The following is a 12,626-nucleotide window of genomic DNA, read 5'->3' as shown; positions in this document are numbered from 1 at the left end:
GGGCGCCTGACAAACCTCGGCTTTTACTAGGCCTGAAAGGATCACCATGTTCGAAAACCTGACCGACCGCCTGTCACAGACGCTGCGCCATGTCACCGGCAAGGCCAAGCTGACTGAAGACAATATCAAGGACACGCTGCGCGAAGTGCGCATGGCGTTGCTCGAGGCCGACGTTGCCTTGCCGGTGGTCAAGGATTTCGTCAACAGCGTCAAGGAACGTGCGGTCGGTACCGAGGTGTCGCGCAGCCTGACCCCAGGCCAGGCCTTCGTGAAGATCGTCCAGGCCGAGCTGGAAAGCCTGATGGGCGCGGCCAACGAAGACCTCGCGCTGAACGCCGCGCCACCTGCCGTGGTGCTGATGGCTGGCTTGCAGGGTGCAGGTAAGACCACCACCGCCGGCAAGCTCGCGCGCTTCCTCAAGGAGCGCAAGAAGAAGAGCGTGATGGTGGTCTCGGCCGACGTCTACCGCCCGGCCGCGATCAAGCAGCTGGAAACCCTGGCCAACGACATTGGCGTAACCTTCTTCCCGTCCGACATCAGCCAGAAGCCGGTCGCCATCGCTGAAGCGGCGATTCGCGAAGCCAAGCTCAAATTCATCGACGTGGTCATCGTCGACACCGCCGGCCGTCTGCACATCGATGCCGACATGATGGACGAGATCAAGGCGCTGCATGCTGCGGTCAAGCCGGTCGAGACCCTGTTCGTGGTCGACGCCATGACCGGCCAGGACGCCGCCAACACCGCCAAGGCCTTTGGTGAAGCCCTGCCGCTGACCGGCGTGGTGCTGACCAAGGTCGACGGTGATGCCCGTGGCGGTGCCGCGTTGTCGGTACGTGCCATCACCGGCAAGCCGATCAAGTTCATCGGTATGGGTGAGAAGACCGAGGCCCTCGAGCCGTTCCACCCGGACCGCGTCGCCTCGCGCATCCTCGGCATGGGCGACGTGCTCAGCCTGATCGAGCAGGCCGAGCAGACCATCGACAAGGCCAAGGCTGACAAGCTGGCCAAGAAGCTGAAGAAGGGCAAGGGCTTCGACCTTGAAGACTTCCGCGACCAGCTGCAGCAAATGAAGAACATGGGCGGCCTGGGCGGCTTGATGGACAAGCTGCCGAGCATCGGCGGGGTCAACCTGTCGCAGATGGGCAATGCCCAGGGCGCGGCCGAGAAGCAGTTCAAGCAGATGGAGGCGATCATCAACTCCATGACCCCGGCCGAGCGCCGCGATCCGGACCTGCTCAGCGGCTCGCGCAAGCGCCGCATCGCCATTGGCTCCGGCACCCAGGTGCAGGACGTCGGCCGGCTGATCAAGCAGCACAAGCAGATGCAGAAGATGATGAAGAAATTCTCTGCCAAGGGCGGCATGGCCAAGATGATGCGCGGCCTTGGCGGCATGATGCCAGGCGGCGGCATGCCGAAGCTGTAACCCCTATTCCGGGCGTTTGTCTTTTACCGGACGAGCGCTCAGAACCCCCGCCGTGGCGGGGCAATGGCCGCGAAAAGCGTGGCTTAACCGGCGAATCTGGACGGCATGGCGAGGCCTTGCCGAAAAAGTCATTTGCAAATGTCCGTGTATTCCCCGAGAATATGCGGCCTTTTGGGCACGCATGTGCCTATTTGGCTTTCAGATTTGCAGCACCGACTGCAGTACCAACTGCAGCACCGACTATAGGAACGATGTTCACATGGTAACCATTCGTCTGGCCCGTGGCGGCTCGAAAAAGCGCCCTTTCTACCACCTGACCGTGACCAACTCGCGTAACGCCCGTGACGGCCGTTTCGTTGAGCGCGTTGGCTTCTTCAACCCGATCGCATCGGGCGCCGAAGTCAAGCTGTCGGTCAACCAGGAACGCGTCACCTACTGGCTGAGCCAGGGCGCACAGCCGTCTGAGCGTGTTGCTCAGCTGCTGAAGGAAGCTGCCAAGGCCGCTGCCTAAGATATATGAACGCGACGCCAGAAAAGGCTGACGACCTCATCGTCGTTGGCAAGATTTTTTCGGTTCACGGCGTTCGCGGCGAGGTGAAGGTGTATTCCTTTACCGATCCGATTGAAAACCTGTTGGATTATCCACGCTGGACGCTCAAGCACGAAGGCAAGGTAAAACAGGTAGAGCTGGTCAGCGGTCGTGGCTCCCAAAAGGGCCTGGTCGTGAAGCTGAAAGGCCTCGATGATCGCGATGAAGCCCGTCTTCTGAGTGGTTACGAGATCTGCATACCGCGGAGCCTTTTGCCCAACCTGCCCGTCGACGAGTACTACTGGTACCAGTTGCAGGGCTTGAAGGTCATCAACCAGGACGAACACCTGTTCGGCAAGGTCGATCACCTGTTGGAGACCGGTGCGAACGATGTAATGGTGGTCAAGCCGTGCGCAGGCAGCCTGGATGATCGCGAGCGTTTGTTGCCCTATACGGAGCAATGCGTGCTGGCAATCGACCTGGAAGCAGGCGTGATGCGGGTTGAATGGGACGCGGACTTCTAAACGATGGGTAACCTTCGCGTAGACGTCATCACGTTGTTCCCCGAGATGTTCTCGGCCATCACGGAGTACGGCATTACCAGCCGCGCGGTAAAACAGGGGTTGCTTCAGGTAACGTGCTGGAACCCGCGGGACTACACCACAGATCGCCACCATACCGTGGATGATCGGCCGTTTGGCGGTGGTCCGGGCATGGTGATGAAAATCAAGCCTCTGGAAGACGCCCTGGTTAGCGCCAGGCAAGCGACCGGAGCATCGGCAAAGGTGATCTACCTTTCGCCGCAAGGCCGCAAGCTGACTCAGCAAGCGGTCAAAGGCCTGGCCGAACAGGAATCGTTGATCCTGATCGCCGGTCGTTATGAAGGCATCGACGAGCGCTTTATTGAGGCTCATGTCGATGAGGAGTGGTCGATTGGCGACTATGTGCTTTCCGGTGGCGAGCTGCCGGCCATGGTACTGATCGATGCGGTTACGCGGCTGCTGCCCGGAGCTTTAGGGCATGTGGACTCGGCGGAGGAAGACTCTTTCACCGACGGTCTGCTCGATTGCCCGCACTACACCCGACCTGAGGTGTATGCGGATCAGCGTGTTCCCGACGTGTTGCTAAGTGGCAACCATGCACATATCCGGCGTTGGAGGATGAAGCAGTCCCTTGGTAGGACCTTCGAACGACGCGCCGATCTTCTGGAAAGTCGCTCGCTTTCTGGAGAAGAGAAGAAGCTGCTCGAGGAATACCTCCGCGAGCGGGACGATAGTTAAACGTATCGATGGTGGATCACGTATCCATCTTAGGAGCACAGCATGACCAACAAGATCATCCAGCAGCTCGAAGCCGAGCAGATGAGCAAGGAAATCCCAACCTTCGCACCGGGCGACACCATTATCGTCCAGGTTAAAGTGAAGGAAGGTGAGCGTTCCCGTCTGCAGGCGTTCGAAGGCGTCGTTATCGCCAAGCGTAACCGCGGTCTGAACAGCGCCTTCACCGTGCGCAAAATCTCCAGCGGCGTTGGCGTAGAGCGTACCTTCCAGACCTACAGCCCGCAGATCGACAGCCTGGCCGTGAAACGTCGTGGTGACGTGCGTAAAGCCAAGCTGTACTACCTGCGCGACCTGTCCGGCAAAGCCGCTCGCATCAAGGAAAAACTGTCCTGAGTGCAGTTTGACCGGTGGCCCAGGCCGCCTTGCGAGAAAAAAAGCAGCCTTCGGGCTGCTTTTTTGCGTTTTGAACCCCAAGCGATGTGACCCGACATGACAACCCGAGACCAGGAAATCCAACGCCGCACCGAACTGTCGGTGACCCGCGTGACCAAGGCGGTGTTCCCCAACACCACCAACCACCACAACACCCTGTTCGGCGGCACTGCGCTGGCCTGGATGGATGAAGTGTCGTTCATCGCGGCCACGCGCTTTTGCCGTTTGCCGCTGGTAACGGTGTCGACCGACCGTATCGACTTCAAGCACCCGATCCCGGCGGGCTCGATCGTCGAGCTGGTCGGCACGGTGATCAAAGTGGGCAACACCAGCCTGCAGGTGCAGGTGGATGTGTTCGTCGAGAACATGTACCTGGATGGCCGTGAACGGGCAATCCATGGCGTGTTCAGCTTTGTCGCCATCGACGAAGACAAGCGCCCGGTGCCGGTGCTGCCAGCAGCCTGAGGTTCACCCTGGTGTGGTGGCCGTGCCCGCGACCGGCGCCGGTTCGACCAGCGCCACCAAGGTCCAGCCAGGTTGCGGGGTGAGCGGGTTGTCAGGGCTCGACACATGCACCCAGCCGTGGCTGTCACGGGCGAACAGCAGGTGCGCACGCTCGCCATGCAGTGCCTGGTAGTTGTCCCAGTCGAAACCCTCGGTCAGGGTGGTGCTGTACAGCTCGGCGCCGTGGTGCAAGCGATTGGCCAGTTGCTGGTAGGTCATCGGGCTTGAACCGAGCAAATGGCCGCGGTGTTCCTCACTGGCGCGGTGCTTGTCGCTGCGCTGTTTTTCCAGGCCGCTGGCCAGCACGAACAGGCGGCCATGGCCGAAATCGTGGCGAAAACGTGCGCAGGCCAAGGCGTTGATCTCACCTGCAGGGGACAGCCCCAGCAGATGGCCGAGGCCGACCAGGTCCAGGTGTGCATCGGCATGCTGCGAGGCCGGGTTGCCAAAGTAGGTCGGCAGCCCGTCCATGCGCGCGGCGCGGATGTTTTCCCAGCTCGAGTCAGTCAGCAGTACCCGGCAGCCCAGTTGCTGCAGTGCTTTGCCGAGGGTGCGCGCGGGCCCGTTGGCGCCAACGATGAGAAAGCCGCTGGGGGCAGGCTCGGCCACCTTGAGCAGGCGCGCCAGGGGCCTGGCCGTGGCGCTTTGCAGCACAACGGTGCCGATGATCACGGCAAAGGTCAGCGGCACCAGCAGCAGTGCACCCTGATGGCCGGCTTCATGCAGGCGGATGGCGAAGATCGCCGAGACTGCCGCGGCAACGATACCGCGCGGTGCGATCCAGGCCAGCAAGGCCCGTTCACGCCAGTTCAGCCCCGAGCCCAGGGTGGACAGAAAGACGTTCAGCGGCCGTGCCAGCAGCTGGATCACCAGCAACAGCGCCAGCACCGCCGGGCCCAGGCCGATCAGGGCATGCAGGTCGAGGCGTGCGGCCAGCAGGATGAACAAGCCGGAGATCAGCAGCACGCTGAGGTTTTCCTTGAAGTGCAGGATTTGCCGCACATCCACCCCGCGCATGTTGGCCAGCCACATGCCCATCACCGTCACGGCCAGCAGCCCGGATTCGTGAACGATCTGGTTGGCAGCAATGAAAATGCCCAGCACTGCCGCCAGTGCAGCCAGGTTGTGCAGGTACTCTGGCAGCCACTGCTCACGCATGACCTGCCCCAACAACCAGCCGCCGGCCGCGCCCAGTGCGCTGCCACAGAAGATCACCCCGGCAAAGGTGGCCAGGCTCTGGCTCAGGCCATTGCCATTGGCACTGGCGATGATGAAGCTGTACACCACCACGGCGAGCAGGGCGCCAATCGGGTCGATGACGATGCCTTCCCAGCGCAGGATGTTGGCGATCGCCGCCTTCGGCCGCACCACGCGCAGCATGGGCACGATCACCGTCGGCCCAGTGACCAGGGTCAAGGTGCCGAACAGGATCGCCAGCGGCCAGTCGAACCCCAGCAGCCAGTGGGTCGCCAGGGCGATCACCAGCCAGGTCGACAGGGCGCCGATTGTGACCAGGCGGTGGACCACGCTGCCGATGTCGCGCCACTGCGACAAGTGCAACGTCAGGCTGCCCTCGAACAGGATCAGTGCCACGGCCAGCGACACCAAGGGCATCAGCAGTGGGCCGAACAGCGCCTGGGGGTCGAGCCAGCCGAGCAGCGGGCCGGCGGTGATGCCGGCCAGCAGCAGGAAGAGGATTGCCGGCAATTTCAGGCGCCACGCCAGCCACTGGCAGGCCAGGGCGGCGCCGCCGATGCCCGCGACGCTGAGCAGGATCTGCTGTTCGTTCATGCGGGCTCCCTATGCCGGCGTTGTTATGAAAGACTAAGCGTCATTTCGTCGTTTGCCACCGAGTTTTCATGCCCGCCCTCGACCACCCCCTGATTGACCAGTTTCTCGATGCCTTGTGGCTGGAAAAAGGCTTGTCCGACAACACCCGGGTTTCGTACCGCAGCGACCTGGCGCTGTTCAATGGCTGGCTGCAGGAGCAGGGCGTGGCCTTGCCCGACGCGGGGCGTGAGCTGATCCTCGATCACCTGGCCTGGCGCCTCGACCAAGCCTACAAGCCACGTTCTACAGCACGCTTTCTCTCTGGGCTGCGTGGCTTCTTTCGTTACTTGCTGCGGGAAAAGCTGATCGCTGTCGACCCCACGTTGCAGGTCGAAATGCCACAGCTGGGCCGGCCGTTGCCCAAATCCTTGTCAGAAGCCGACGTCGAGGCACTGCTGCAGGCGCCGGACCTCGGCGAAGCCATCGGCCAGCGCGACCGCGCCATGCTCGAAGTCCTTTATGCCTGTGGCCTGCGCGTGACCGAACTGGTCAGCCTGACGCTCGATCAGGTCAACCTGCGCCAGGGCGTGTTGCGGGTGATGGGCAAGGGCAGCAAGGAGCGCCTGGTGCCGATGGGGGAAGAGGCGGTGGTATGGCTGGAACGCTACCTGCGCAATGGCCGCCCCGAGCTGCTGAATGGGCGCCCGAGCGATGTGCTGTTCCCCAGCCTGCGCGGCGAGCAGATGACCCGTCAGACCTTCTGGCACCGTATCAAGCACCAGGCACAGGTCGCCGGGATCGACAAATCGCTGTCGCCGCATACCCTGCGCCATGCCTTCGCGACCCACCTGCTCAACCACGGCGCCGACCTGCGCGTGGTACAAATGCTGCTGGGCCACAGCGACCTGTCGACCACGCAGATCTACACCCACGTGGCCAAAGCCCGTCTGCAGCAACTGCACGCCCAGCATCACCCGCGTGGATGAATGATTTTCATGTTCCGCCGACCGGTACTCGCAGACCCCTTCACGGCTAGCGTGTTGTGGTAGGCTTGGGCGGTTTGCACCAAGGGCCGCACGGTCGCCGCGTTTTTTCCGCAGGCGACGCCCTCCGGCCCCTGTCCGCCTTCAGGAGTTCCCATGCGCGTGACCCAAATTTTCGCCGCCGCCGCGTTGGCGCTGGCCAGTACCTTTGCCGTTGCCGCGGCAACCGACAGCAATGCCGGTGCCGAGCAGGCCATTCGCAAGTCGTTGCAGAACCTCGAACTGGAAGTCCCGGTAGAAAGCGTCGCCAGCAGCCCGCTCAATGGCCTGTATGAAGTCAAGCTGCAGGGCGGCCGCGTGCTGTACGCCAGTGCTGACGGCCAGTTCGTCATGCAGGGCTACCTGTACCAGATCCAGGACGGCAAGCCGGTCAACCTGACCGAGAAGACCGAGCGCCAAGGCGTTGCCAAGCTCATCAACGGCATTCCAGCCGCCGAGATGGTGGTTTATCCTGCCAAGGGCGAGACCAAGTCGCACATCACCGTGTTCACCGACACCACCTGCCCGTACTGCCACAAGCTGCACGCCGAAGTGCCGGAGCTCAACCGCCGCGGTATCGAAGTGCGCTATGTCGCCTTCCCGCGCCAGGGCCTCGGTTCGCCAGGTGATCAGCAGTTGCAGGCAGTCTGGTGCTCCAGCGACCGCCGTGCGGCGCTGGACAAGATGGTCGAGGGTAAGGAAATCAAGGCCGCCAAGTGCGCCAACCCGGTCAGCAAGCAGTTCCAGCTGGGCCAGTCGATCGGCGTCAACGGCACGCCGGCGATCGTCCTTGAAAGCGGCCAGGTGATCCCGGGCTACCAGCCGGCACCGCAAGTGGCCAAGTTGGCCCTGGCCGGCCAGCAGCAAGCAGCCAAGTAATCAATACAGTACGCCGTCGTCATGGGGTGACGGCATGTTTCACGGTCGGCGCAGGTGCCGGCCGTTCAATGGGGAGTTCACAGTGAAACCGGTCAAAGTAGGCATCTGTGGGTTGGGGACCGTCGGTGGCGGAACCTTCAATGTACTTCAGCGCAACGCCGAGGAGATTGCCCGCCGTGCCGGGCGCGGTATTGAAGTGGCACAGATTGCCATGCGCTCGCAGAACCCGAACTGCCAGATTACCGGTACCCCCATTACCGCTGATGTGTTCGACGTTGCGACCAACCCGGAAATCGACATCGTCATCGAGCTGATCGGTGGTTACACCATCGCCCGCGACCTGGTGCTAAAAGCCATCGAAAACGGCAAGCACGTGGTCACCGCGAACAAGGCGCTGATCGCCGTGCATGGCAACGAAATCTTTGCCAAGGCCCGCGAGAAGGGCGTTATCGTCGCCTTCGAAGCGGCGGTTGCCGGTGGCATCCCGGTGATCAAGGCGATCCGTGAAGGCCTGTCGGCCAACCGTATCAACTGGCTGGCCGGCATCATCAACGGCACCGGTAACTTCATCCTTACCGAAATGCGCGAAAAAGGCCGTGCCTTCCCGGACGTGCTGGCCGAAGCCCAGGCCCTGGGTTATGCCGAAGCGGACCCGACCTTCGACGTCGAGGGCATCGATGCGGCCCACAAGCTGACCATCCTGGCGTCCATCGCCTTTGGCATCCCGCTGCAGTTCGACAAGGCCTACACCGAAGGCATCACCCAGCTGACCACCGCTGACGTGAACTACGCCGAGGCCCTGGGCTACCGCATCAAGCACCTGGGCGTGGCACGTCGCACGGCTGAAGGCATCGAGCTGCGCGTGCACCCGACATTGATCCCGAGCGATCGCCTGATCGCCAACGTCAACGGCGTGATGAATGCGGTCATGGTCAACGGCGACGCCGCCGGTTCGACCCTGTACTACGGCGCAGGTGCCGGTATGGAACCGACCGCTTCGTCGGTCGTCGCCGACCTGGTCGACGTGGTTCGCGCAATGACCTCCGACCCGGAAAACCGCGTGCCGCACCTGGCCTTCCAGCCAGACTCGCTGTCGGCGCACCCGATTCTGCCGATCGAAGCCTGTGAAAGCGCCTACTACCTGCGCATCCAGGCCAAGGATCACCCCGGTGTGCTGGCCCAGGTGGCCAGCATCCTCTCGGAGCGTGGCATCAACATCGAGTCGATCATGCAGAAGGAAGCCGAGGAACAGGACGGCCTGGTACCGATGATCCTGCTGACCCATCGCGTGGTCGAGCAGGGCATCAACGACGCCATTGTCGCCCTGGAAGCCCTGCAGGATGTGGTCGGCAAGGTCGTGCGCATCCGCGTCGAACAGCTCAATTAACGAATCATGCCGTTGGGCTGCGCACGCGGCCCCGGCCTCAGTCTCGAAGGTTTGCACCATGCGCTATATCAGCACCCGTGGCCAGGCACCGGCCCTGAATTTCGAAGATGTCCTGCTGGCTGGCCTGGCCAGCGACGGCGGCCTGTACGTCCCTGAAAACCTGCCGCGCTTCACCCAGGAAGAGATCGCTTCCTGGGCTGGCCTGCCGTATCACGAACTGGCCTTCCGCGTGATGCGCCCGTTCGTCGCCGGTAGCATCGCCGACGCCGACTTCAAGAAGATCCTCGAGGAAACCTACGGCGCGTTCGCCCACGCCGCCGTGGCGCCGCTGCGCCAGTTGAACAGCAACGAGTGGGTGATGGAGCTGTTCCACGGCCCGACCCTGGCCTTCAAGGACTTTGCCCTGCAGCTGCTCGGCCGCCTGCTTGACCACGTGCTGGTCAAGCGTGGCGAGCGCGTGGTGATCGTCGGTGCCACCAGCGGTGACACCGGCTCCGCGGCCATCGAAGGTTGCCGCCGCTGCGACAACGTCGACATCTTCATCCTGCACCCGCACCAGCGCGTGTCGGAAGTACAGCGTCGGCAGATGACCACCATCTTCGGCGACAACATCCACAACATCGCCATCGAAGGCAACTTCGACGACTGCCAGGAGATGGTCAAGGCCAGCTTCGCCGACCAGTCGTTCCTCAAGGGTACCCGCCTGGTGGCCGTCAACTCGATCAACTGGGCGCGGATCATGGCCCAGATCGTCTACTACTTCCACGCAGCCCTGCAGTTGGGCGGCCCAGCCCGCTCGGTGGCGTTCTCGGTGCCCACCGGCAACTTCGGCGACATCTTCGCCGGTTACCTGGCACGCAACATGGGCCTGCCGATCAGCCAGCTGGTGGTCGCCACCAACCGTAACGACATCCTGCACCGCTTCATGAGCGGCAACCAGTACGTCAAGGACACCCTGCACGCGACCCTGTCGCCGTCGATGGACATCATGGTGTCGTCCAACTTCGAGCGCCTGCTCTTCGACCTGCACGGCCGTAACGGTGCAGCCATTGCCGCGTTGATGGACAACTTCAAGCAGGGTGGCGGTTTCAGCGTTGACGAAGACCGCTGGACCGAAGCGCGCAAACTGTTCGACTCGCTGGCCGTCAGTGACGAGCAGACCTGCGAGACCATCGCCGAAGTGTTCGCCAGCACCGGCGAAGTGCTCGACCCGCATACCGCGATCGGCGTCAAGGCCGCCCGCGAGTGCCGTCGCAGCCTGGACACGCCGATGGTGGTGCTGGGTACCGCGCATCCGGTCAAGTTCCCGGAAGCCGTGGAGAAGGCAGGTGTTGGCAAGGCGCTGGAATTGCCAGCACACCTGGCTGACCTGTTCAGCCGCGAAGAGCGCTGCACGGTGCTGGCCAATGACCTGAAGGCCGTTCAGGGCTTTGTCAGCCAGCATGGTAACCGCGGCAAGCCACTTTAAGTGCGGTGATATCAAGGGCCGCTTAGCGGCCCTTGATTGTCGAGTTTTCCATCTGATCTTTCGGATCTTTCCTATTTAACCCTCTTGGGATGTTGCCTAGATTTGCCAGTCCTTTCTCCAGGAGTGGCTCATGTCCAGGCCTTATGTGCTGATTCACCAGGCACGCCCTTCCCATCAAATCCTCCTGCACCAGGCATTCAATGCCCAAGGCATCTTCAATGTGCGCATCACTGAAGAAGCCGCCGACCTGCACGCGTGCCTGAGCGCTGAGCGTTGCCCTGACTTGCTGATCCTCGATCACGCCATGCCCAAAAGGGCAGGGCTTGCGCTGTTGAAAAAACTGGCGGGTAGCCACGCCTTGCGCGCCTTGTTGTTCGTCGGCCAAGCCACACCCGAACAGCAAAACCTGGCCCTGGAGGCGAAGCGACGGGGGCTGTGGGTCGTCGCCGAGCTGCCGTGGCCACTGTCCATGGCCAATCTGCAGCGTGCGCTTCAGTGCCTGGGCGGGCGTATTCAAACTGTCACCTACGCCCCGCATGCTCACTGAAACAGCCGCGGCGTTTCGAACTTTGTGCTGCGCTTGTTGGTCAGTTTCTCCATAGCCCACCACGCAGCGAGTGATCCGGATGGAAAGAATCTGCAGACTGCTGAACGAAGCCCTGACCCCCTACCAGACGCACCTGGGCGTTGCCGATGCCAGTGGCAACCGTCAATTGACCGTCTTTGACAGCCTTGAAGGCATTACCCTGCAGCGCACGGTGAGCCTGCGCCAGTTGCAGGAACAGCGCCTGCTCATTGACCTGGTGGATGGTTTGCACCGTGACCTGCAGATTGCCGAAGGCCGCTTGCAGCCCTGTGTGATTGCTGCCTTGCAACAGCGACAGCAAATGCCGGGAACCTTTGCCTGAATTGCTTATCAGACACAGTAAGGGCAGCTAGCCAGCGCATTGCTCCGGTGCTGGCAGGCTGTCACGGGAAGTCCCAAGGGACTTTCAATTAGCCCCGGGCGTCCTCCCCAGCGTTCCGGGGTTTCTTTTGTCTGCAGTACTAGGGTTGTTTGAAAAACTGCTTGCTCTGTTCCAGGTAGGTTGCCTGCAACTCAGGGTCCAGCCACCGGGCATATAGCCCTGGCAAGGTCTCTTGGCGTAGCGTGGGCAATAGCTGGTCGATATGCGCAACGGCCTCGCGACCCAGTGCCGAGTCTGAGCAACCCACATGCAGAAACTGATAGCGGTTCACGCCCCGAACCGGATGAAACTGGTAGTCACCCAGTGACCCGCCTTGCTGCTGGATCAGGTAACGCACTTCTGGCCAATACCCCATCACCATGTGCAGGCGCCCCAGTTGTTGCATCTGCAACTGGTTGGCGGTGGCATCGTTGCCGTAGTGGCGGCTGAGTGCCGAGTCTGGCAATTGGCGCAGGATCTCGTCGATCTGCGTGCCATAGCTGCGTTCGGCGACGATGCCGAGCTTCAACGGGGTGTGGCTCATCAGCCCGGGCAGGTCGACCTCGTTGTCGGTGAGAAACGGCGCCAGCAGTGCCTCACCTGCCTTGCGCACCACCAGCCCCCCGCTTAACACCCCCAGCGACGGTATGGAAAAGTGCACGTACTCGGCACGCTCCGGCGTCCACAGCAAGGTCGGGTCGCAGGTAAAAGTGTTCGGGTCCTGAAGCATCTGGATACCGCGGGCACGGTTTACCCGGACGATACTGTGATCGTATTCGGGCATCTGCTCGATCAGCAGTGGCAGCAGGCGGTCAATGACCCCTTGGCCTTTCTCTGTCCCTTCAAAAATGGTGAAGGGCGGCAGGTCGCGAACCAGCCACAACAAGCGCTCCTTGGCCGCCGCGTGCGGCACGGCCAGTGCAGGCAGCAGCGCGCACAGCAAAAGCAGGGTGCGTAACCAGTGGGCAGCTCGCATCGGCGGCGG

At 62.1% G+C, this 12,626-nt stretch carries 14 protein-coding genes; 12 read left to right on the top strand and 2 right to left on the bottom strand.

Annotated features, from left to right (window positions below; all coding sequences use genetic code 11):
* Positions 1-46 precede the first annotated feature (46 nt).
* The 6 genes from ffh (at position 47) to AC5PZ0_RS26325 (ending at position 4,129) form a co-directional block, all read left to right on the top strand.
* The gene (ffh, locus tag AC5PZ0_RS26350) at positions 47-1,423 is read left to right on the top strand and encodes a signal recognition particle protein (protein WP_027595720.1); all 1,377 of its coding nucleotides are present in this window, start codon (positions 47-49) and stop codon (positions 1,421-1,423) included.
* 259 nt (positions 1,424-1,682) lie between these two features.
* Positions 1,683-1,934 (top strand): 30S ribosomal protein S16, encoded by a 252-nt coding sequence (gene rpsP / locus AC5PZ0_RS26345; protein ID WP_011535318.1) that lies wholly within the window; start codon positions 1,683-1,685, stop codon positions 1,932-1,934.
* 5 nt (positions 1,935-1,939) lie between these two features.
* A complete protein-coding gene (rimM, locus tag AC5PZ0_RS26340) occupies positions 1,940-2,476 on the top strand; it encodes a ribosome maturation factor RimM (RefSeq protein WP_027595721.1) in 537 nt (178 codons plus the stop codon).
* 3 nt (positions 2,477-2,479) lie between these two features.
* On the top strand, positions 2,480-3,232 hold the full coding sequence (gene trmD / locus AC5PZ0_RS26335; RefSeq protein WP_008094486.1) for a tRNA (guanosine(37)-N1)-methyltransferase TrmD: 753 nt from the start codon (positions 2,480-2,482) through the stop codon (positions 3,230-3,232).
* Between the two features lie 42 nt (positions 3,233-3,274).
* A complete protein-coding gene (rplS, locus tag AC5PZ0_RS26330; RefSeq protein WP_027595722.1) occupies positions 3,275-3,625 on the top strand; it encodes a 50S ribosomal protein L19 in 351 nt (116 codons plus the stop codon).
* Between the two features lie 96 nt (positions 3,626-3,721).
* The gene (locus tag AC5PZ0_RS26325) at positions 3,722-4,129 is read left to right on the top strand and encodes an acyl-CoA thioesterase (protein WP_027595723.1); all 408 of its coding nucleotides are present in this window, start codon (positions 3,722-3,724) and stop codon (positions 4,127-4,129) included.
* A gap of 3 nt (positions 4,130-4,132) precedes the next feature.
* Here AC5PZ0_RS26325 and AC5PZ0_RS26320 read toward each other — a convergent pair whose 3' ends face one another.
* Positions 4,133-5,959, bottom strand: coding sequence for a cation:proton antiporter (locus tag AC5PZ0_RS26320; protein ID WP_493856044.1), 1,827 nt, complete (start codon positions 5,957-5,959; stop codon positions 4,133-4,135).
* Between the two features lie 68 nt (positions 5,960-6,027).
* Between AC5PZ0_RS26320 and xerD the strand changes: the two genes are divergently transcribed.
* The 6 genes from xerD (at position 6,028) to AC5PZ0_RS26290 (ending at position 11,602) form a co-directional block, all read left to right on the top strand.
* Positions 6,028-6,924: a site-specific tyrosine recombinase XerD gene (gene xerD, locus AC5PZ0_RS26315; protein ID WP_085272717.1), complete on the top strand. Its 897-nt coding sequence runs from the start codon at positions 6,028-6,030 to the stop codon at positions 6,922-6,924.
* Positions 6,925-7,077: 153 nt separating this feature from the next.
* Complete coding sequence (locus AC5PZ0_RS26310; protein WP_027595726.1) at positions 7,078-7,839, top strand: thioredoxin fold domain-containing protein; 762 nt, start codon at positions 7,078-7,080, stop codon at positions 7,837-7,839.
* Between the two features lie 82 nt (positions 7,840-7,921).
* Entirely contained in the window at positions 7,922-9,226 is a 1,305-nt protein-coding gene (locus AC5PZ0_RS26305; RefSeq protein ID WP_085272718.1) for a homoserine dehydrogenase, read from the top strand.
* Between the two features lie 58 nt (positions 9,227-9,284).
* The gene (gene thrC / locus AC5PZ0_RS26300) at positions 9,285-10,694 is read left to right on the top strand and encodes a threonine synthase (protein ID WP_027595728.1); all 1,410 of its coding nucleotides are present in this window, start codon (positions 9,285-9,287) and stop codon (positions 10,692-10,694) included.
* Between the two features lie 130 nt (positions 10,695-10,824).
* The gene (locus AC5PZ0_RS26295; RefSeq protein WP_493856043.1) at positions 10,825-11,241 is read left to right on the top strand and encodes a response regulator; all 417 of its coding nucleotides are present in this window, start codon (positions 10,825-10,827) and stop codon (positions 11,239-11,241) included.
* A 79-nt stretch (positions 11,242-11,320) separates the two neighbouring features.
* Positions 11,321-11,602: a DUF3509 domain-containing protein gene (locus tag AC5PZ0_RS26290; protein WP_027595730.1), complete on the top strand. Its 282-nt coding sequence runs from the start codon at positions 11,321-11,323 to the stop codon at positions 11,600-11,602.
* A 139-nt stretch (positions 11,603-11,741) separates the two neighbouring features.
* Here AC5PZ0_RS26290 and AC5PZ0_RS26285 read toward each other — a convergent pair whose 3' ends face one another.
* Positions 11,742-12,617, bottom strand: coding sequence for a TIGR02285 family protein (locus AC5PZ0_RS26285; protein WP_493856042.1), 876 nt, complete (start codon positions 12,615-12,617; stop codon positions 11,742-11,744).
* Between the last annotated feature and the right edge of the window lie 9 nt (positions 12,618-12,626).

This window comes from Pseudomonas sp. 5.2 (assembly GCF_059025405.1).
This window is presented reverse-complemented; position numbering and strand designations above follow the sequence as displayed.